The organism is Butyrivibrio sp. AE2032 (genome assembly GCF_000702965.1).
In genome coordinates this window covers 55975-77503 of sequence record NZ_JNLF01000006.1, presented here as the reverse complement: position 1 = coordinate 77503, position 21529 = coordinate 55975, and the positions used below count along the sequence as shown (strand labels likewise).

At 43.2% G+C, this 21529-nt stretch carries 17 protein-coding genes and 1 tRNA gene; 1 reads left to right on the top strand and 17 read right to left on the bottom strand.

Translation table 11 applies throughout. The features are described from left to right. Window positions 1–36: 36 nt before the first annotated feature. The 9 genes from BO18_RS28620 to BO18_RS33800 all read right to left on the bottom strand — a co-directional run bounded on the left by BO18_RS28620 (window position 37) and on the right by BO18_RS33800 (window position 12812). Window positions 37–1401, bottom strand: a complete 1365-nt coding sequence (locus BO18_RS28620) for a PFL family protein (protein ID WP_034452050.1) — start codon at window positions 1399–1401, stop codon at window positions 37–39. An 87-nt stretch (window positions 1402–1488) separates the two neighbouring features. Beyond that, on the bottom strand, window positions 1489–1761 hold the full coding sequence (locus tag BO18_RS28615; protein ID WP_034452049.1) for an ACT domain-containing protein: 273 nt from the start codon (window positions 1759–1761) through the stop codon (window positions 1489–1491). A gap of 282 nt (window positions 1762–2043) precedes the next feature. Beyond that, the gene (locus BO18_RS28610; RefSeq protein ID WP_051689279.1) at window positions 2044–3090 is read right to left on the bottom strand and encodes a GTP-binding protein; all 1047 of its coding nucleotides are present in this window, start codon (window positions 3088–3090) and stop codon (window positions 2044–2046) included. Between the two features lie 49 nt (window positions 3091–3139). Continuing rightward, window positions 3140–3937, bottom strand: a complete 798-nt coding sequence (locus BO18_RS28605) for an MBL fold metallo-hydrolase (RefSeq protein ID WP_034452047.1) — start codon at window positions 3935–3937, stop codon at window positions 3140–3142. Window positions 3938–3961: 24 nt separating this feature from the next. Then, on the bottom strand, window positions 3962–6145 hold the full coding sequence (locus tag BO18_RS28600) for a cell division protein FtsA (protein ID WP_034452046.1): 2184 nt from the start codon (window positions 6143–6145) through the stop codon (window positions 3962–3964). Continuing rightward, window positions 6145–6774, bottom strand: coding sequence for a dephospho-CoA kinase (gene coaE, locus BO18_RS28595; RefSeq protein ID WP_051689278.1), 630 nt, complete (start codon window positions 6772–6774; stop codon window positions 6145–6147). The genes BO18_RS28600 and coaE overlap by 1 nt, the downstream gene beginning before the upstream one ends. Next, the gene (gene polA, locus BO18_RS28590; protein WP_051689277.1) at window positions 6761–8929 is read right to left on the bottom strand and encodes a DNA polymerase I; all 2169 of its coding nucleotides are present in this window, start codon (window positions 8927–8929) and stop codon (window positions 6761–6763) included. Before polA ends, coaE begins: the two co-directional genes overlap by 14 nt. Window positions 8930–8937: 8 nt before the next feature. Further along, window positions 8938–9264, bottom strand: a complete 327-nt coding sequence (locus BO18_RS28585; protein WP_081861318.1) for an anti-sigma factor family protein — start codon at window positions 9262–9264, stop codon at window positions 8938–8940. 203 nt (window positions 9265–9467) lie between these two features. Beyond that, window positions 9468–12812, bottom strand: a complete 3345-nt coding sequence (locus BO18_RS33800; RefSeq protein WP_051689276.1) for a carbohydrate binding domain-containing protein — start codon at window positions 12810–12812, stop codon at window positions 9468–9470. Window positions 12813–13015: 203 nt separating this feature from the next. On the opposite strand from BO18_RS33800, the gene BO18_RS28575 reads away from it, so the two are divergent. Then, a complete protein-coding gene (locus BO18_RS28575) occupies window positions 13016–13765 on the top strand; it encodes a helix-turn-helix transcriptional regulator (protein WP_207643595.1) in 750 nt (249 codons plus the stop codon). An 8-nt stretch (window positions 13766–13773) separates the two neighbouring features. Here the strand turns inward: BO18_RS28575 and BO18_RS28570 are convergent, their stop codons facing one another. The 8 genes from BO18_RS28570 to BO18_RS28535 form a co-directional block, all read right to left on the bottom strand. Continuing rightward, window positions 13774–15141, bottom strand: coding sequence for an MFS transporter (locus BO18_RS28570; RefSeq protein WP_034452043.1), 1368 nt, complete (start codon window positions 15139–15141; stop codon window positions 13774–13776). Beyond that, complete coding sequence (locus BO18_RS28565; RefSeq protein WP_185752625.1) at window positions 15141–16616, bottom strand: DUF6937 domain-containing protein; 1476 nt, start codon at window positions 16614–16616, stop codon at window positions 15141–15143. The genes BO18_RS28570 and BO18_RS28565 overlap by 1 nt, the downstream gene beginning before the upstream one ends. Before the next feature lie 156 nt (window positions 16617–16772). Then, complete coding sequence (locus tag BO18_RS28560) at window positions 16773–17861, bottom strand: HD-GYP domain-containing protein (protein ID WP_051689274.1); 1089 nt, start codon at window positions 17859–17861, stop codon at window positions 16773–16775. 88 nt (window positions 17862–17949) lie between these two features. Further along, window positions 17950–18032, bottom strand: a tRNA-Leu gene (locus BO18_RS28555). Between the two features lie 83 nt (window positions 18033–18115). Then, window positions 18116–18715: an NUDIX hydrolase gene (locus BO18_RS28550; RefSeq protein WP_034452040.1), complete on the bottom strand. Its 600-nt coding sequence runs from the start codon at window positions 18713–18715 to the stop codon at window positions 18116–18118. Beyond that, window positions 18705–19451 carry a tRNA threonylcarbamoyladenosine dehydratase gene (locus tag BO18_RS28545; protein ID WP_034452038.1) on the bottom strand — a complete coding sequence of 249 codons (747 nt, stop codon included), beginning with the start codon at window positions 19449–19451 and terminating at the stop codon, window positions 18705–18707. Before BO18_RS28545 ends, BO18_RS28550 begins: the two co-directional genes overlap by 11 nt. Window positions 19452–19534: 83 nt before the next feature. Further along, entirely contained in the window at window positions 19535–19831 is a 297-nt protein-coding gene (locus BO18_RS28540; RefSeq protein WP_034452036.1) for a hypothetical protein, read from the bottom strand. Between the two features lie 35 nt (window positions 19832–19866). After that, window positions 19867–21519 carry a putative manganese-dependent inorganic diphosphatase gene (locus BO18_RS28535; RefSeq protein ID WP_034452034.1) on the bottom strand — a complete coding sequence of 551 codons (1653 nt, stop codon included), beginning with the start codon at window positions 21517–21519 and terminating at the stop codon, window positions 19867–19869. Between the last annotated feature and the right edge of the window lie 10 nt (window positions 21520–21529).

Here is a 21529-nt window from a genome sequence, read left to right as displayed (position 1 = left end):
GAAAAAGTGAAATTTTGTTTTAAATAATCATAATAATCAATTCTTAAAGCTGTGGACCGGTGCCGGAATCCTGCCTCCTCTGTTTACAAATTCATCACAGGAGAACTGATTCACAGGCATTATCGGAGCGTAACCCAAAAGACCGCCAAACTCTACAGTCTCTCCAACGCCCTTTCCGATAACCGGGATTAAACGGACAGCTGTGGTTTTCTGATTGATCATTCCAATTGCCATCTCATCAGCAATTATACCGGCAATAGTTGTATCCTTTGTATCGCCAGGGATTGCAATCATATCAAGACCTACAGAGCAGACACAGGTCATAGCCTCGAGCTTCTCTAAAGTAAGGGCTCCGGCTTCTACTGCATTGATCATGCCCTGATCCTCACTGACAGGAATAAAGGCTCCGGAAAGGCCACCAACATAGGAGGATGCCATAACTCCGCCCTTTTTAACCTGGTCATTTAAAAGAGCTAATGCAGCTGTAGTTCCAGGAGCTCCAGCGTGCTCTACTCCAATCTCATGAAGGATATCAGCAACGCTGTCACCGATAGCAGGTGTAGGAGCAAGGGAAAGATCTATGATTCCAAAAGGAACGCCAAGTCTCTTAGACGCTTCCTGTGCAACCAGCTGACCAACTCTGGTAACCTTAAAGGCTGTCTTTTTGATGGTCTCACATAGAACTTCGAAATTCTCTCCTCTAACCTTCTCAAGCGCTGTCTTAACAACGCCTGGTCCACTGACACCAACGTTAATTATCTTGTCTGCCTCAGTAACGCCGTGAAATGCTCCTGCCATGAAGGGGTTATCATCAGGTGCATTACAGAAAATAACAAGCTTAGCGCATCCAAGTGAATCAGATTCCTTAGTTGCCTCAGCTGTCTTTTTTACTATGGTTCCCATGAGCCTTACTGCATCCATATTGATGCCGGTCTTGGTGGAACCTACATTAATTGATGAACAAACCACATCAGTAGATGAAAGAGCCATAGGAATAGATTCAATAAGGAGCCTGTCAGCCTCAGTCATACCCTTACTTACAAGAGCCGAATAGCCACCGATGAAATTAACTCCTACTTCCTTAGCTACTTTATCAAGAGTCTTTGCAATCTGAGCAAAGTCCTCAGGCTTTTTACATGCAGCTCCGCCAACCAGAGCTATGGGGGTTACAGAAATTCTCTTATTTACAATTGGAATGCCAAATTCCCTGGAAATCTGGTCTCCTGTCTTCACCAGATCCTTTGCTGTATCGTAAATCTTGTTATAGATGTTGGCACAAAGCTGCTCAAGATCTGAAGATATGCAGTCCATAAGGCTAATACCCAGGGTTATGGTCCTGACATCCAAGTTTTCTTTTTCTATCATTTCATTGGTCTCAACGACCTCATAGATATTTATCATAGAATTACCCTTCTTTTCTTTTTCATAAGGAGGTTGTGCCAAGGGCACAACACGCGCAAACTAGCCTCGAAAAACCTCGGCAAGTTCTTACAGTCTATGCATGGAATCGAAGATTTCTTCCTTCTGGCACTTGATAACAACTCCGATGTCCTTACCAAGGCCCTCAAGATCGTCAGCAACGGTATTGAATTCCTTATCCGTTCCTGCCATATCAACGATCATCATCATATTAAAATATCCACTTACGATGGTCTGGGAAATATCAAGAATATTGATCTTAGACTCTGCAAGATAAGTGCAGACCTTTGCGATGATACCAACTGTGTCCTTACCAACTACTGTAATAATAGTTTTGTTCATAACTGCTCCTCCTGATCCTATATCAGTTTAGCGCTGCAGCGCGAAACACATTTATGATATGATACCATAACCATACTGATTTTGGGTAGTCGAGGTGCAAATATATCCAATCTTTTGCTCATACTAAACCAAGCACTCCATCGAGCCATGGACAGGAATCAATCGTGCATCGGCACTCCTGATTCCTATGTCTCGCCTCCGTGGTTTATACAAATCGTAAAATCTTGGATATATTTGCACCTCGACTACCCATATACGTTTCTGGAATAAGCAAATAAGAGTTTATAGGCTTACAATGCTACAATAATCCATCCAAATATCATTAATATAAGATTTGTCCAAACCTTCTCCAATAATAATAAGAATGTCTCTGCTGCACACGGCTGGTTTAAGGGACATTTCTTTGTCAGTAGCATTTATTTCAAGTTGTATCGAATCCGAGACTCTCGCGGAGCCTTTTATTCGTATGATGTGGCCGGCCTTAGGATCTTTGAAAAGAGATGTAAGCTTTTCTTTTAGTTCAACTTCCGGAATAGAGACGTCGAAGTAAAACAAGGATGTAAACTTGTCGTCACCCACAGGGAGCTTGGTATATGTTGCGTGACGATATCCGGCATTTTTTATATCAGAAAAATCCTCTGATGTAAGTTCATTGAATGGTTTAGCCAAAATCTGATCTTCGCTGAACCTCAAACTGCATCCGAAGGTCTCCATGGTATCATTCAGAAATTTCTCTGCATCACGAATGATTCCAATACAAGTATCATTCTTGGCATCATGAGCAGATACAACATTGAGCTCCATCTCGTCTGACGCCACAGAGTCCACCAATTCAGCAGTTCCATCAGATATACAATCCACTCTGCTAAGCAGGATCTTTCCTGCCCAGGAGATTTCGGACATAAGAAGATACCTGGAGGTATCGGAAAGCTCCAGGTATCTTGAGGCGTCTACAATTCCAATGATGCTGCCAGCCTCGTACCAGTTATCCAGTGGCTCGTCATATAAAACGTCAAAGAATTCATCCACATCATATATTCCGGAGGGTTCCACAAGAACTCTTGTATAGCCTGTCATAGCCATGGAGATGAGTTTTGTCTTAAAGCGTCTTCTGTGGGCTTCAATCCCGTCGCCACCCACAATCATCTCAAGGTTACAATTGTCACCAAGAAGATCCTGCAAAAGAACCATGTCTACATTAACTGCACCATAGTCGTTCTCCAGGATGCATATCTTTTCTCCGGACTCAATAAGGTACTTGGCATATTCTTTTATAAACGTAGTTTTACCGGATCCAAGGAATCCGGTAATAAGGTCAATCTTTATCATATTCAGCTACATCTCATTATCGGCGTCAAAATCTGAAATAGTACATTTATCAAAAATCTAGCACAGGAGAAAGACAGCTTCTCTCTGCAACCATCAGCGGAAAATCGTTACCATGGTAGGGATTATCTCCCATCTCTATCTCCACTCGAACCGTTTCATAGGCCAGTTCAGGAAGGTTATTCTCCTTAGAAAGATGTCCAAGAAATATCCCTTTCATCTTGTCGTTCAAAAGTCTGCAAAGGAGCTCTCCGCTCTTTTCATTGGAAAGATGTCCCTTGTCGCCAAGGATCCTGGACTTAAGAACATATGGATATGGGCCTGTCTGAAGCATCCTCACATCATGATTGGCTTCAAGCAAAAGCGCATCACAGCCTGAAAGGGCGTTAACTGTATAGTCGGTGTAGCAGCCAAGGTCAGTAGCTATTCCAACTTTCTTATCGCCGCAGTAAACTCTGTATCCGCAAGGGTCCAGGGCATCGTGGCTTATGGTCATGGGATTGATGATCATATCCCCTACCACAACTGCATTATCTGCAGTTACAGGGATAAACTCTTTTCCTGCCATCTCATTCTTCTTGTCAGTATTAAGAATTCCCTGAATGGTTCCGGCTGTAGCATAGACCGGTATATCAAACTTCTTAAGTATGGTTCTGATAGCTGAAATGTGATCCACATGTTCATGGGTCACAAATATTGCACTGATATCTGACAGAGTCAGCTGAAGTTCACTCAGCCCTTCTTCAATTCTTTTCTTGCTGATGCCTGCGTCCACAAGGATATGTGTGTTGTCTGATCCTACATAAGTACAGTTTCCGCTGCTTCCGCTGGCAATACTGGTAAAACGCATTAATACAAAACTCTCCCAAACAAATTATTTCCAATAAACTTCTATCTTGTCACCCTCATGGATTGGCTGCATATAATCAGGTGTTGAACCGTTAAGACTGGTGACAATGGATCTGCCATTTGGTTTAGAAAGATCAAAGTCAATGGCATCAAATATATCAACAAAGATGTAATCTGCCTTACCATGCAGAGTTACAGCCTCGTTATTTACCATGATATGAAGATCATGAGCAAGGATGTTCCTTACCACCTCAGGCTCCTTATCCTCCTTCTCTTCCTTCTCATAGGTACCATCATCGTCCGGAAGGTCATCAAAGGTAAGCTGACCGTCCTTGTCAGCCTTGAGCCTTACTTCATTATCCATATTCTCATAGGATTCCTCGTTGGCCTGGCTGATAGCCATTTCATCAGCACTTGGGAAATCCTTATAGTAATCCATGATCATATCTTCCTGAGACTTGAACTCTATCTTAAAGTTCTCGTATACAGGAGTGTTCAGATCACCACGCTCGTTGTTAACGATGATAACTGTATCCTCTGTGATCTGGATATCCATCAGTTCAGCAATCTGAGCTGCTGTATTGTAATCAAGGATCCTGACCTCATCTCCGGGGTGAATGTCATAGTAACCGGTCTGAGCCTGGCCATTAACAGTGGCATATCTTGATGCCTCAACATTCTTGCCGTTAACATTGACACTAAACTTGGTCTTGAACTCAGGAATATTCTCAACAGAAGCCTTTCCGGGAGCTCCGGCTGTTGATGGTGTAACCTGGATAATATCATTGGCATGGATCTTAGAGTGGATATCAGCAGGCTTTCCGTTGAGCTGAATAACAGCTGCTTCTCCGGGCTCGCCTCTTGAACTCCTCTCCTTACCATTTACTGTATAGCGAAGCTCCTCACCCCTCTTAGGGAACAGGTCCTCATTAGGGAATGCTGCCTGCATAGCTGCATCCACAATCTGGAGCTTACCGTTGTCATAGATCTTAGTCTGTGTTCCGTTAAAGGAAACAAAGATAAAGTTGTTGGCCTCTTCATAGAAGCTGATGCAGATACCAAGAGGAGTAACAAGAAGTGAATCCCTCTCTATACCGTCGTTATTGAGGAAGGTGATATTCTTCATAACTTCCTCGCCTCGCAAGGCTACACGCTCCTCAGGAATATCCATATCCTTGGCAATAGCCTTGGTGTAGCCGGGAACACATCCACCACCACCAACAACGAATACAGCGCTTACAGCCTTATCGCCGTTGAGCTTCTTGATCTCGTCAGTGGCCCTCTGTGCCATTTCATCAATCTTAGGCTTAATGATCCTGGCAATTTCCTTAGAAGTTATGGTCTTCTTAAGGCCCATAATATCTGTGTATTCAACCTTGTCACTGTGGCTGGCCTGAATCTTTATCTCATCCGCTGCATTAAAGTCCACAAGACAATGCTGGGCAATTATCTCTGTAATATCATCACCTGCTATTGGAAGCATTCCATAAGCAGTAATGGTGCCATCATCAGTTATGCAAATATCGGAAGTGCCTGCACCTACATCAACAAGAGCCAAATTCAGCATTCTGAAGCGATCAGGGATTGCAACCATCATGGCAGCAATAGGCTCCAGAGTCAGGTTTGCAACGTTAAGATCTGCTCTCTCGCAGGCCTTGTAAAGACCGTCAACGCAGTCATCAGGAAGGAAGGTAGCTATAAGCTCAACGCTTACCTTGCCGGCATTATGTCCCTCAAGGTTTGCTATCTGATATCCATCCAGGTAGTAGTGCATTACGGAATAGCCCACCAGATAGAACTTTAGGCCTGAGTTATTCTGAGAAAGGAACTCGGAATATGCCTTCTCTACAGCTCCGGAATCCAGATTATAGATATCCTCATCGGTGATGGTATGTCCATCGGGATATTCGTAATCATAGTTGGTTCTTACAGTACGAAGAACTCTACCAGCCGCTGCTATACAAACATCAGTCAGATGAATATCTGTCTGCTGTTCAAGCTTGTCGGTCACCTTTCTGATGGTAGCCCCAACCTTTCCTATGTCATGGATCTGTCCATCCAGCATAGCCCTGGTCTCATGGGTCTCCACTGCCTGGGCAATAACATTGAACTGCCCTTCATTCATATAACCCACGGTACCAACAACGCTTCTGGTTCCAATATCCAGTCCGTATACTACCTTTTGGTCCTTCTGCTCTAAGCTTGCCATTATTTTACCCACTCCCCAAGTTTAATATCTATCTGTACCGCCATTTCATCCAAAGACGAGCTGTTGTCGATAACAAAGTCCGCATTCTCCCTAAAGGTCTTTTCATCCAGCTGGTTCTTAAAGATGTCATCTATCTTCTGATCCCAGTAGCCTCTGGATTCCTTTAGCCTAACGCGCCTTACATCCTCGCTGGCGTAAACGTACCACAGTTCATCCACAATACGCTTATAACCATTTTCTATCAAAAGAGCTGCTTCCACAAATACAAAGTCCAGCTGCCCCTTTTCCCGCTCCTCATCTATTATATTAATAATAAATGTATTTACTGCAGGATGCAAAATATTGTTAACGCTTTCCAGTGCATCTTTATTATTAAATATAGCTGAAGCCATCCTGGTCTTATCGATCTCACCATCTTCCCCAAGGATGCCCTTTCCAAGAAGAGAAACCAGTTCATCATAGGCCGGATAGCCCTTTTTCTTAATATCATTGGCCACCTGGTCTGAGTAGATAACCCTGCAATTATACTTGTTTCCCAGGTACTTTAATACCTCACTCTTACCGGCGCCGATACCTCCGGTTATGCCTATGATATTTGTCTTCCCCACAGTCAGCTTATTTTGCTTCATACCAGTCACTACCGGTGTGACAGTCAACCTCCATTGGAACGGCAAGGGTAACTGCCTTCTCCATCTCCTCCACAAGAATCTTTGAAACCTTCTCCACCTCATCAGGTGCAGTCTCTATAACAAGTTCATCATGTATCTGAAGGATAAGCCTAGAAACCAGGTTCTCCCTCTTTATTCTGAAGTAGACATTAAGCATTGCTATCTTCATAATATCCGCAGCAGTTCCCTGAATTGGCGCATTCATGGCAACTCTCTCCCCAAACTGCTTCAGATTATAATTACCGCTCTTAAGCTCAGGTATAGGCCTTCTCCTGCCAAAAAGTGTCTCTGAGTAGCCCTTATCCTTGGCATCTGCAATAACTCTGTCCTGATAGGAACGTACTCCCGGATAGGTCTCGAAGTACATCTCCATATATTCCTTTGCCTCTCCAACAGAAATGGAAAGATCCTGGGATAGTCCAAAAGAACTGATCCCATAAACTATTCCGAAGTTAACTGCCTTGGCATTGCGCCTCTGAAGCGGTGTAACTTCCTCAAATGGAACATGGAAAACCTTAGAGGCAGTAATTGCATGGATATCCTCTCCCTCGTGGTAAGCACTTATCAGCCCCTGATCCCCTGACATGTGAGCCAGTATCCTAAGCTCTATCTGTGAATAATCCGCATCAGCAAAAACGAAGCCTTCCTTAGGAACAAAGACTTTTCTGATAAGCCTTCCAAGCTCTGTCCTCATAGGGATGTTCTGAAGGTTAGGCTCAGTGGAGCTTATCCTTCCTGTTGCTGTAATAGTCTGGTTAAAACTGGTGTGGATCCTGTCATCTTCCTCAATAAAGGCAGCAAGTCCATCGGCATAGGTGGACTTAAGTTTTGACAGCCCTCTGTACTCCAATATATCAGCAACTATTTTGTGCTCAGGTGCGAGCTTTTCAAGGACATCAGCTGCAGTAGAATATCCGGATTTAGTCTTTTTCTCCGCAGGAAGCCCAAGTTTTTCAAACAGGATCTCTCCCAGCTGTTTCGGAGAATTGATGTTAAACTCAACCCCTGCAGCTTCATATATTTCCTTCTCCAGTTCCGCAATCCTTACCTGAAGTTTATCACCGTACTCTTTAAGTGCATCGCGCTTTGCAATGATACCTTCCTTCTCCATCGCATACAGGATATAGGAAAGTGGCATTTCAATATTGAAAAAGAGCTCCTCCATTCCAGTCTTTGAAAGCTTAGTCCTGATCAGTGGCGCAGCTGCAAAAGAAATATAGGCAATCTTACCAGCATAATCAGCCACTTTAGATTCATCCGCCTCTGACAATAGCTCTTTTCCAAAAACATCTGCCTTCTTAGGCATCGGAATTCCCAAATACTCGGTACTGATGTCCCAGGGCTCATAGTCATTCTTAAGTGGATTATTAAGATATGCTCCAATCAGGACATCAAAGCATCTAGGCTCCTTCTCAAAGCCTTTATCTTCCTGATCGTAGCCCTTTTCCCTATCTGAAATCTCAAAAGGAGTAAAGAATCTGTAGCTCTCCTTGATATCAAAAGTAAAAAGACTTGTCGTCTTAGAAAGTTCTGCCAGCTTCTGCCCCAGATAAGATGAAGTGATGAAGTTCACCACAGGAATGTAATAAACTAAAGACTCATCAAAACAAAGGGACAAACCAAGTGCCTTAACATCAGACTTTCCTTCCCCTTCCTTCTGAGTAAGAAAATAGTAAGCTACGCTGCCGGCCTTTTTAGCATCACTAAAAATCTTCTCCACTTCGTTAAGGTCTGAAGTAACAGTCAGGGCGTGCTTAAATTTAGGAAGCTCTGCCACCTTTCCGGATGGGGATAATCCAAGTAAAGTCTCATCTAAAGCTGTCTGAATATCTGCTGTCAGCAACGACTCAGCTCCGATATTTACACCATTAATAGCCTTCAAAAGCTTGGAAAACTGCCCAGCCTGCCATTTTACAGACTCTGTAGACGGGTTTTCTTCAGCAAAAGAAATCTCGAAGCAATCAAAGTTTCCGGTAGCCAAAAGCTCTTTTAACTTATAAAAAGCTCCGTAAAGGCCATTTATCTGATGTCCTTCACTGTCAACAAAGATTGGAACGCTGTCATAGGCATCTTGTATTAACTTATCTCCATCTATCACAAGTTTCTTATCTGACATAAATCCTCTTATAAAGCAATAGCTAGTAAAAGACATGTGGCAAGAAGAGCAGCTACCGCGATCTCCAGAATATAGCTGGTCATTACCAGGTATCTACGGGCACTAAGGCGCTTCTTGGAGTCCACAAGGAGATGATCCAGCTCTCTGCTAAGATTAAAGGTGTTACCATCTTCAAGCCTCTGCATACCAACACGAACAAGGAACTGTATTGTAAGCTCCTCCTTGCACTCCGGGCATGAGTCCACATGAGCAAGGAATTCAGACAGTTCCCGGTTATCCAGGTCATCATCCAAAAACTCTGGGATTAACTTTTCAGCATCCTTACAAGTCATCATAATTGTCTTCTACATCTTGTATGTTTTTTAGCCAATTTTGTATCCAATTCTACAACATATAGGATACTACAAAAAGGTATTTTTTTCAATTATTCCTAATGCAAAACCGGCCAGCGCCGTATAGACACTGACCGATCCTGTTGCAAGCGTTTAAGGGTAACGCAATGCACTCTTATGAGGTATAAATGTATAAAACGAAGGGCTTATCTAAACAGTCGGAAGATTGATTTAACAATGCTTGTTACAACCTTTGCAACTGTCTTTACAACTGCAGTTACTACCTTCTTAACTGCCACTACTACTGGTGCAGGCTGAGCTGGCTGAAGAGGTGTTGAAGGCACTGAAGGCTTATCCTCTTCTGCTGGCTGCTCTGGCTCTGAAGGCTGATCAGGATCTACTGGCTGGTCAGGATTTGTAGGTTCAACATTTCCGCCTTCGCCATTGCCACCTTCGCCACTTCCTGGCTCATCAGGATTTGTAGGTTCATCAGGATTTGAAGGCTGGTCAGGATTTGCTGGCTCATCATTTCCACCTTCTCCTGTTCCGGGTTCTACAGTCTGACCATTGTCATCTCCTGTAGTCTCAGTCTGCTTGTTCTCTGTTACTTCGTAGTCAAGCTCAATAAGTGAGATGTCGTCGATATAAACATCGTGCTTTTCTGTGATTCTCTTACCATCTACTGACCCCATTGTGATGTTGAATCTTGTGTTGGTATCAGTAGGATTTGTCATCTTAAACTCTGCAGTGAAGGTCTTCCACTCAGGACCAACCTGAACTGAGCCTGTACCACTGTAATTTGTCCAGTTGCCTTCAAACTGCTGGCAGCTGTACTTGATTGCTCTATCAATATTGGACTTTGCCTTGAAGGAAAGCTTGTAGCTCTTTCCTTCCTCAAGAGTGATACCATCCTGGTTGAGCTGTACATACCAGTCATTACCTGCATCATCTGCCATTGTATCTTCAATGGTGATTGCAAAGGTATTGTCATTTCCATTCATGTTATCTATAACATAGCTTGCTTTTACTGTGTCATAGATATATGGTGAGAAACTTGCCAGTCCTGCATTGAAGGAACCGTTCTTTAAAAGAGCTGCTTCTGTAAGGAAGATATTGTCGAGGTAGTAGGTACCTGGCTCTTTGAACAGGATCTCAACATAGGAGCCTTCCCTTGTGTTGTCGGTTTCAAAATTGATCTTCTTTGAGTATTTTGCATTTTCTCCTCCAAGCTGTGGTGCAAATTCAGTACCGGCTACTACTACTGCAAGACCGTTAGCTGCTGACTCCTCAGCGCATCTTGCACTGAAGCTGATATCATAAGTTCCTTTTCCAATAGGTGAAAGCTCGCTCTGTCTAACCTTTACAGTCTTTCCTTCTGGTACGACAACCTTAAGCTCTCTTGTTCCGCTTACGTTTGTTACAGAAACATTTGCCTTATCTGCCTCATCGATTTCCCAGTATCCAAGTCTCTTTTCACCCTGATCAAATGATCCGTTGTAGATGTAATTTCCATCAGGTCTTATTACCTTAAGTCCGTCATCCTTTATCTCTTCACCGGACTTATGAACAAGTCTTACGTTGCTGATAGTTACAGTGGCATTTGAACCCTGATTACCAAGGTTGAACTCCAAAGAACCATTGGCATCTGTCTGCTTCTCCATTGTAAATGGAATAGTGTGAGCTTCTTTAGTTGTTCCAATAGCTACTGTTGTATCCTTGAGGTATCTGTCCCATCCTCTGTCAGGACCTTCAACATCTACTATGATATTTCTCTCTTCTGTTGCATACGCGTCAAATGAAAGCTCGTATTCCCAGCCCTTGTACATAGGAACATTTTCCTGCTTAAGCTGGATAGAATAATCTACTTTACCTGTGCTGTCAGGAGTGATTGTTATACCTTCATTTGAAAGAGCATAAGTTGTTCCTGATGCATCAGATTCAAGGTGAAGCTTCCAGTTGTCCTTATCAGCTTCAGCTGAGCCATCCATAGCGATAACATCCTTAAACTGGCTGTTCTTTACGTAGTTTCCGCTCTCATCAGCTTCTCTGAAGGACACAGGTTCTTTTTCAGGCTTAACGCATTCATTCTCTAATCTCTCATACTCTTCTGCAGACTTCTGATAAACCCTTACGTAGTCAATCTCGTAAGCATCCTCATTGATATGTGAGTAAGTCTCATCATCAGGATAGCCTACCCAGCTTCCACCTACTGCAAGGTTAAGGATCACGTAGAAATTCTGATCAAAAGGAGCTGGATATGTGATCTGATTGTCATCATCAGTACCTGTGTACCAGTCGCTTGTGGTGTAAACCTCTTCCCCATCAACGAACCAGGTGATCTTTCCGGGATCCCATTCAACTACATAATCATGGAAATCATTGGAGTAACCATTTGCTTCAATTGTTCTGGTTCCCTGGTTCTCCTTGTGTCCTGAGCCTGAGCTGTATCCGTAGTGGATTGTATGGTAGGACTTTGATGTATCCTGTCCCATTACCTCCATGATGTCAATCTCACCACACTTTGGCCATTGACCGTAGTTGCCTTCATCTGTAGCCATGAGCCAGAATGCCGGAAGGTAACCCTGTCCTGCAGGAACCTTTGCCCTGGCTTCAAATCTTCCATATGTGAAGTCGTGCTTGTTCTGGGTTGTGATACGACCGGAGGTTATTTCACCAGCCTTCCCCGATGAGGCTGATGCCCCCGATCCACCAGATACTGCACTTCCTTTTATCGTCTGTACAGAGCCGCCATACCAGTGCCAACCATTATTAGGATCAAGAATACTCAGCTCAGTCTTTCTGTCTACGCTGGAGGTAGCCTTCATAGAGAAGTGATAGGTATTTCCAGGCTGTATGCTAAGTCCTCCCTGCTGGAGCTGAACGTGATAATTAGCACCTCCTGCAGACTCAATAATTATGTTTGCTTTACCATTTGAAAAATCAGCACTTCCTTTACCATCCTCATTAAAGCCCATGGACCAATTAGCTGAAACATCTTCAAATGCTGTATCCTTAAGAAGCTCGTTACCATCTTCATCCTTAAGAGAAACATCGAAAACAGATACATTTGCAGGAGCTGTTCCTTCAGCAGAATCATCAATCTTTCCGAAGTTGATCTGAAGAGCAACTGTATCAGATGCTGACTCATTTTCTCCTACAGTAAAATCAAAAGCAATATCAGTTACTTCAGCCTCCTGGCTCTGTCCCTGATTCTCTTCGCTGTTTTCTTCCTGTGTTGCTTCTGCCTCGCTCTTGTGAGGCTTGATCTTCAGAGTGCCATCGCTGACTTCAATATTACCTTCATCCAAAGAAGTGTATCTTTGAAGCTCCGCATTTACCCAGCCAGGCTCATGGGTCTCAACATTCCAATCACCTGTGTTAAGTGAATCCCCGTCAAACTCATCTGACCAAACAAGCTCATACCCATCGCCTGTCTGAGCTTCACTAGCACTCTCCCCATTCTTAGCAAGAACATTTGTAGGAAGCATTGCTACAGCAGTAGCTACAGACATGGCTGTAACTGCCGACTTCTTCAACCAAAACTTTCTCATAAGCTCCTTACCCCATTTCTAAAAATTTAGTAAACTGCATCAACTAAGTCCATATCTTAATCGTTTAAAGGTAAAATCTATACAAAAAGCAAAGAAAAAATAACATATCCATTACCTAAAATAATATTTTTCAAACATAGATATGGTATTCTCGAATAATAATGTTATACTTTGGTGTGAAAATAACAGAAATGAGGAATATTATGGCAGTTTCAACCAATCTATTATTAACAGAAAAAGAAATGATCCACAGAAGCCAGAACGATGAGCTTTTATTCTATCGTCAGGTTGCAGGTGGCGAAATAGATGCAATTACAGCTAACTGTAATGAGCACAGATTTTTAGAGACAGAAGGTGTAGGAACTTTATCCAGAGATCCTGTTCTTAACCTTAAGTACCACTTTGTGGTCACTGCTGCTCTTGTTTCCAGAATATGCACAGAGAACGGAATGGAGATGGAGATGTCCTTCAGACTCAGTGACTATTACATTCAAAAGCTGGACTATCTCTTTTCCGAAAAAGAAATTGAAGACTGGCACAACAAGATGGTACTGGACTACACAAAAAGAATGAATATGCTTAAGCAGAACTCTGCCCTGTCACGTCCCATCTCAGAATGTATCAATTACATATATGCCCATATCAAAGAGAGGATCACTATTGAGGATCTTGCGAAAGCCTGTGGAAATTCCACAAGCTATATATCAAGGCTGTTTAAGAGCGAGATGAACATCTCAGCCAGTGATTACATCAGGAAAGTAAAGATTGAAAAAGCCCAGAATCTCCTTAGGTTTTCCGACTTTTCCATGGTGGAGATTGCTTCCTATCTGTCCTTTTCCTCCCAGAGCCACTTTATTAAGCTGTTCCAGGATGAAACCGGCATGACACCAAAAAAGTACCGCAGCATGTACTACGGTACTCATTGGAAAGGATCTGAGGAAGAATTAGTCTAGAGTGAATATCACTCTTTTCCTTTAAGTTCATTTATTCTGCTTAGAAGTTTCTTCTCATTGTAGGCAAAGAACAGAACTGCTCCGATGAAGCAGGTTACAAATGCAACAACTGCAGTGGTTCTGTAACTTGCCTGTGTCTTGGCAACTGTGATCGAAGTAAATGTCACAAGCGCAATTGCCTGTCCCATCTTGAAAGCAAAGGTACGTGCTGCGAAGAACATTCCGCTTCTGTCCTCACCTGTCTCAAGTCTTGTAACTTCAGCTACATCTGCAACGCAGGCCTGAGGAAGAATTCCAAGGATAGCCATTGGGATTGCAGCTGTAACAGCTACGATGAATCCCCAGTGAATTCCAACACCACAGAATGAAGTAATTGCAAATACTACGCTGTAAGCAAAGAATCCTGTGATGATCAGTGCCTTCTTACCAATCTTCTTTGCTAGGATGTTAACTACAGGGTAAAGACATACGCTGATAGCTGTCATTGTTGCTGTAAGTGTAAAGGTCATTGTGTCAGGAACCTGCATGAGCTTTGTCTCATAGAAAGGAAGTCCTGTCTGGAAAAGTGTCAGTGCAAAGAAATAGATAACGTCACTGTATACAAAACGTCTGAACTGGCCATTTGAGAAGGTCTTGATAAGTGATGTGAAAGGCCTTGTCTGACTTGGCTTTGACTCAATGTAATCTCTCTCCTTGATGTAGAAAGCCGGGAACAGCATTGCAAGACATGCGATTGTAGCCATGATAGCTACAGCCATTCTGATAGATCCTGCCTGACCAAAGCTTCCCTGAAGTGCTCCTGCTACGTTAGGAAGAAGGAACGAGATACTCTGTCCAACAATAAATGTAAAGGAAATGTATGTTGATACATTGATCCTGTGCTGCTGTGTGTCACCAAGCTCAGCAATAAGAGCGTTATATGGTGTGCAGAACATTGTCATGAACAGGTAGAACACCATAAGGAGTACGAACAGAGCGAAATCGTTCAGTCCCTGATTACCTGTCTGAGGAAGAACGAAAAGAGCTATTGTGCAAAGTGAGAATGGAATCGCCATAACTCTCATGAATGGGATTCTTCTTCCGCCCTTGTAGTTTGATCTGTCAGACCATCCGGCAATGAGAGGATCTGTAATAGCATCAAAGATACGTCCAGCAGCCAGCACCATTCCAAAAAGTGTAAGTTTGAAAAGAATAGGCTCCTGTGTAATAAAGCCTGCAAAGATACCTGTGTTAGGATTCTGGGCATCAGGGCTTCCTGTGTAGTAATAAACCATCCAGTTTGAAACTACGCCGGACAAAAGGCTCCATCCGAACTGGCCTATAGCAAATATCCATAAAAGTCCGTTTGTGATTGGTTTAAGCTGTTTGTTTTCCATTATTTTGCCTCCCTGAGCTTAACTGCAAGCTCAACTACTTTCTTGGCACCATCATAGATGCCTGCCTTCTTGTTTTCTTTTATGCTCTCACACATCTCATCAAGAAGATTTGTCTCAAGGAACTGATCCAACATCTGAATTGTGTGTGGTATATCTCTGCACTCCAGTGTTCCATCTCCGATCTCAGCTGAATGGATGGCACCCCACATCTCGTGCTTACCTACTCTCTTAATGAAGAGCTTTGGAACCGGATAAAATGCCAGCTCACTTGGCTTTGTAACGAGTACATCGCAGCTTCTCATAAGGAGGTTTGTTGCATATACTGCCTTGAAGATATCTGCGTGATAGAATCCGTGGATTCCTGTAACCTCTGTCTCAGGTAAAAGAGCTTTTTCTGTGAAGGAAAGTGTATCCTCCCAGTTGTCCATGTGCTCTGTAGAAAGCTCCTTCATGCCAGGGATCTCTTTTACCAGCTCATCCCATACATTTCTGTAATCACCGACATTTACATAAAGAGCAGCCTTTCCCTCCTTGATAAGTGGGATCAGGTGCTTAATTATCTCAGCAAAGATTTCCTTCTGAGCTCCGGCTCCGCCGATGGTCAAAAGAAATCTCATAGGCTTTCCAGTCTTTTTCCTGTTAACCCTTGCTTCACAGTCAGCATTGATGTTGCTTACAAGCTCGTAGTCGATGTAATGTCCGGTATAAACTAAAGACTCCTGAGGCATTGGCTTACATACATTCTTCTTATCCATTCCGTTAAGGATCCTGTATCCCATGTAAGCATTCTTACACTGGATGGTGTGAACTGAACCTTCGGAAAGGTGAAGGGCCATTGGCCAGTTATCGGGAATTGCATTTACCACATACTTCATTCCTGCATGGATAGCTGCCTGTGCAGGCCATACGTGGGTTGCAATAACCGGAATATCCTTTGGTACGTTTCTGTATACAGGAGCCATAAGTTCTGCATTCTTCTGATCTGAAGAATTGTAGGTAAGAGCTCTGAAGCCTTCATAGTTTGTTGGCTCCCAAACAAGTTTATTAAAAATAGGATTCTTTGAAAGACGAGAGCCCAGTGAATAAAGATCATTCTGAGCACCGATAACCTTTGTACAGGTGGTTTCCTTAAAGGAGTTAAGATCCATCCAGTATGGAACATAGCCAAGGTGCCTTGCATAGGATGCCATTGCCATTGAAATACGGTAGTGGCCAAAGCCCATTCTGATGTTACCTACGATTATGCCCTTCTCTGTGTCCATCTGACCTTCATTTGCAGGGATCTTAGCTGTAACTTCAATGTTTTTTACACCAAGAAGTGGTCCTATTACTTCGTTGTCTGATACTCTGATCTTGTAATCTGTATTAGAATCATCACCATATTTTTTGATGAATTTCTTCTTGGACTTAAGGGCATTTCTGTATGCCTTGTCACTGACCTGGTTACCAAAAATCACCTTGGATCTGTCTTTCATTTCTTCCTTCCAATCTGCCATTTTTACAGGCGTAAACGCTATTCCGAAAACCGCATTTGGTTTCCCGGTTTCCACGTTTACATACTAACAAAAGGCACATCAAAAAACAAGAAACGCATTTTACAATTTTCGTTTCCTTCTTTTGTGCATTTTGTCCTATACCAAAGCAACAATGGAAAGACCACGGTTCTTGGCAAGATCAATAAACTGATCTCCGCACTTGATCGTAGGCTTTGACAGATGGTCAGGGTTAATAAAGATAATATCCCCTGTCTGTCCGCTATTTAGCATAACTCTGTTGGCAATAAAGGTATTCACGATGTTTGAAAGGAAGGTCATGATGACATTGGGATCATACTTCTGGAGTCCGTCTTCTTCAAACTGAGCTATTACTTCGAATGGGCAGACCGGCGCCCTATAGCTCTTTCTCGTGGTAAGAGTATCATAAACATTGGCAACGGTAACTATTGAGGCGATCTCATCAATCTTATCTCCTCTCAGGTGGAAAGGAAAACCTGATCCGTCCCTCATTTCATGATGCATAAGAACAGTATTCTTAATATGTGTATCAATATCTTTATTCTTAATAAGGCCGTATCCCTTAGTTACATGCTCGTTCATGATCTTCTGCTCATATTCAGTAAGAGCCTCCTTCTTTTGAAGGATATCAGAAGGGATCAGCATTTTACCGATATCATGCAAAAGACCTGCTGCTGTGGCCAGCTGTATCTTTTCCTGGGGAAGTCTCATCCAGGTAGCAATGGTGTTACTGATAAGGGAAACGTTTAAAGAATGCATATAAACTGCGTCAGCATTGTCCCTGAGATTATGGAGCATGTCAAAGATTCCTGCTGTTCCTCCTGCCTCTACGAACAGGTTATAAACAGGTTCTGTGAGTTTGTCCACGTCAAGGGGAATTGAATCGTTGGCTATAAGTCTGAAGGATTCTTCAAGCTTTTCTGCATTTTCTTCGATATGCTGCTTGAATATAATAAACTCTTCTGTGTTCCTGAGTCTCTCGGCATAGGATGGGTTGTCAGAATCACCCTTTTTCTCTGCCTTAGGCTCAACAGTCTTCATCTGTTCCTCGACAAAGATGTTATAAAGAGAATGAGCCTTGATCCTCTCGATACTATTCTCGTCAAGAACTGTGCCCTTTGGAAGCACCAGTCTGTCGTCCAGAGTGTAAATGTTCTCTGAAACGACCATTCCCGGTATGAGTTTATTTACAGAAACCAGCTTCATACTTACACCCTCCGATATTATTATATCACAAAAAGCCAGCAAACAAGCGTTATATCGTTTAACACTTGATTACTGGCTTTAAAATTAGTGCCGGCAGTGGGACTTGAACCCACACGTGGTTACCCACAACAGATTTTGAGTCTGCATCGTCTGCCATTCCGACATGCCGGCTTATGGGCTGCACGTTTTGTACAGCTTTTTTAGTTTATCACAGCACATTTCCATATTCAAGTAGGAATTGTGCAGGTCTTTGATCAGAGGCTTTTATCATTGTATAAATACCAGGCGAGAACGTGGTTGGACTGCTTGAAGTCTCCTCCAAAGATTCTCTTTTTAAGCTCCTCTTCTGTAAGAAGCTCCACATTCAGGAACTCTGAGTCATCCAGATGCTGAACTCCTTCCTTTCGGCAATTTCTAGCAGCATAGATATGAACGTTATTGCTGGCAAGAGTTGCATTGGCAGGAACAGTGAAAAGATGTTTCCACTCATCAGAAACATATCCGGTCTCTTCAAGAAGCTCACGTTTTGCAGCTTCAAAAGCCTCCTCTTCTGATGCCTTGGTGTTGGTAGCTGTAATGTAGGGATGGTTCTCAGTCTCCTTATACTCAATGCCGCCAGCGGGGAATTCTGTGGTTATCTCATCTATGCCATGTCTGTACTGCTTAACGCAGATGAATCTTCCCTGCTCATCAGTAGCCACTATGACGGAAAAGCTGTGTTTTGAAAAATTATAGACAGGACCAATATGTGCCCCATCAGGAAGTTCATATATATTCTGGCGAAAGTCGATCCACTTATCCTGCTTAAGGTGTTCTTCCTTGATCAGCTTCCAACGTAAATTTTCATCGCTCATGTTTGTTCTCCGTTTCAATAAGATCCATAACTACTTCCCTAGCTATCACAAGTCCGGCTACTGGCGGTACGAAAGCTGTGCTTCCTGGGATGCTGCGACGCTGAGAGCCTGTTGCTTCAAGCTCGGCCTTTACAAGGTCCTGGTCAGGCTTTAGGGGGTCTTCGTTTGAATAAACTACCTTCAGTTTCCTGATTCCGCGCTTTTTCAGTTCTCTGCGCATGACCTTGGCCAAAGGATCTATCTCGGTCTTGTAAATGTCTGTGACCTGAACCTTGGTGGGATCAAGCTTGTTGCCGGTGCCCATGGAACTGATAATTGGAGTCCCGACCTCGGTACATTTAACAATAATATCAAGCTTAGCTGTAACTGTATCGATGGCGTCAACCACGTAGTCGTAAGAACTAAAGTCAAACTCTGATGCAGTCTCAGGAAGATAGAAACACTTGTGGACCGTAACCTGCGCATCAGGATTGATGTCCAGGATCCTCTCCTTGGCAACATCCACTTTTGATCTTCCGACGGTACTGTGAAGGGCTATGATCTGCCTGTTGATGTTGGACATAGCCACGTCATCGTTGTCTACGATATCAAGATGGCCAACGCCGCTTCTGGCAAGAGCCTCAACAACGTAGCCTCCAACTCCGCCTACGCCGAAAACGCAAACCCGGGAGCTGCAAAGCTTCTCCAATGCATCGGCTCCAAGAAGTAATTCAGTTCTTACAAGTGCTTCATTCATATCTTTTTTTTCTCAATAAAGTATTCTCGGATTTTGACTGAAATAAGCCCGGGTGCTCGTACTCCCGGGCTTTAGTCCAACACTTATACGTAACAGTGCTCTTCTGTGAGGTGTAGTCTGTTGTCGTTGACTACAGCTCCTGTGATCTCAAGTTTAACCCCCTTGTGACCAAGTTTTCTCCTGCCTTCAAGAATCAGATGGATCTTCTTGTCCTCTGTCATGTACTCCTCAAAGACTTCATCAAAGGTATCTGCGTTATCCAGAACCTTCTTAAAATCTCCGATGAATGCAGGAATGATGATTGCCCCAATACTCTGACCCTGGATGGGACCGTAAGTCCTTACGACCTCATGAAGGATCAACCTTCTAAGTTCCTCCATAATTTAGTACCCCTGCCAAATTTATTATATAGTTTTTACTGCTGCAAAGCCTCTACAATCGCAGGAAGAAGCTGCTTTTTACGTGAAACCACCCCTGGAAGCACAACAACTTCATCCTCAGAATTGAGGCCAAAAGCACTATTTAATGTGTGAAGAGCCTTATTACCCGCAAATACAATCTCTGAAGACTCCTCTATAATATTTGTCAGCATGAAGAAGATCATATCAAGTGAATCTTTTTCAGCCACTGCCTTGATCTCAGGCATAATTTTTTCTTTTATTTCAATAAGTTCTTCAGAACTCATTGAATTGATCTGTCCGATTCCGATGTTCATATCATCTACAGTGAACTTCTTGAAGTCCTGATGAAGGATCTCATCAGCGCTCTTTCCGCCAAGATTTGATCCTGCATGGAACATCTCTTTAGCAAATTCCTCGTAGTTAACTTCGGCAATACGGGCAAGATCTTCACCGGCATCCTTATCAACCTTTGTACAGGTTGGTGAACGGAACATCAATGTATCAGAAAGGATCGCAGCCAGCAAAAGACCTGCTGTCGTCTTGTCAATCTCAACACCAAACTCCCTGTACATGAGATAGATGATCGTGCAGGTTGAACCAAGTGGCTGGTTCCTGAAGAATACAGGTCCGGCAGTCTCAATAGTGCGAAGTCTGTGGTGATCAACAATCTCTAAAATCTCAGCCGCATCAGCGCCGTTAACTGCCTGGTTCTTCTCGTTGTGGTCCACAAGGATCATCTGCTTCTTGTGAGCGCCCAGAAAGTTTCTTCGGCTGATCATACCGATGTAATGATCGTTCTTATCAAGTACCGGGAAGTATCTGTGTCTCATGGAAGCCATTACTTCCTGGATGTCTTCAATGAAATCATCCATGTGGAAGGTTACAAGATTATCCTTCTTCATGATGTGTTCTATAGGCATACTCTGATTTATAAGTCTTGCCACCACGAAAGTATCATGAGGAGTGGTGATAACCTGGGTGTTGTGCTCCTTAGCCTGTCCCTGGATAGTCCTTGCAACCTCAGCTCCCTCGCAGACTATGATACAGGAAGCACCAAGCTCTATGGCACAAAGCTGTGTCTCATATCTGTTACCAAGGATTACCACATCACCCTCTTCGATGACGTTCTCCATCATCTCAGGACTGGCAGCTGCAATAACTACCTTTCCTCTTTCAAGGTTCTTTTCAATGTCGCCAACAATAAGCTCGCCGTCCAAAGTCTCCACAATATTCTTGTAGGAGGTTCCGGCCTGGGAAAGAATGTGTGGATCAATTACATCCATGTAGGTCTCAACTATATCATTTGTAGTAATAAGTCCTGCAAGCTTGTCTCCATCAGTTGCACAAAGAGTAACAACGTCCGCGTCTCGCATCTTCTTCCAGGCATTCTTAAGGGACATCTTGCCTGAAGTTCCATCAAGCCTTCTGATCTCCATATCCCTTACCTGGGTTCTGACGTCCTTGATATAGGCAGGAACATCAACTCCAAAGTGCTGGAGAACGAACTGTGTCTCCTCGTTTAAGTGCCCTGCTCTGCAGGCAATATAATTGCCGCCGAAAACCTGATTCTTCAGGTTCGCATATGTAATTGCTGCGCATATAGAATCCGTATCAGGATTCTTATGACCGCAGACAAATATTGGTCTCTGATTAGTTTCTGTATTCATTAAAATCCTC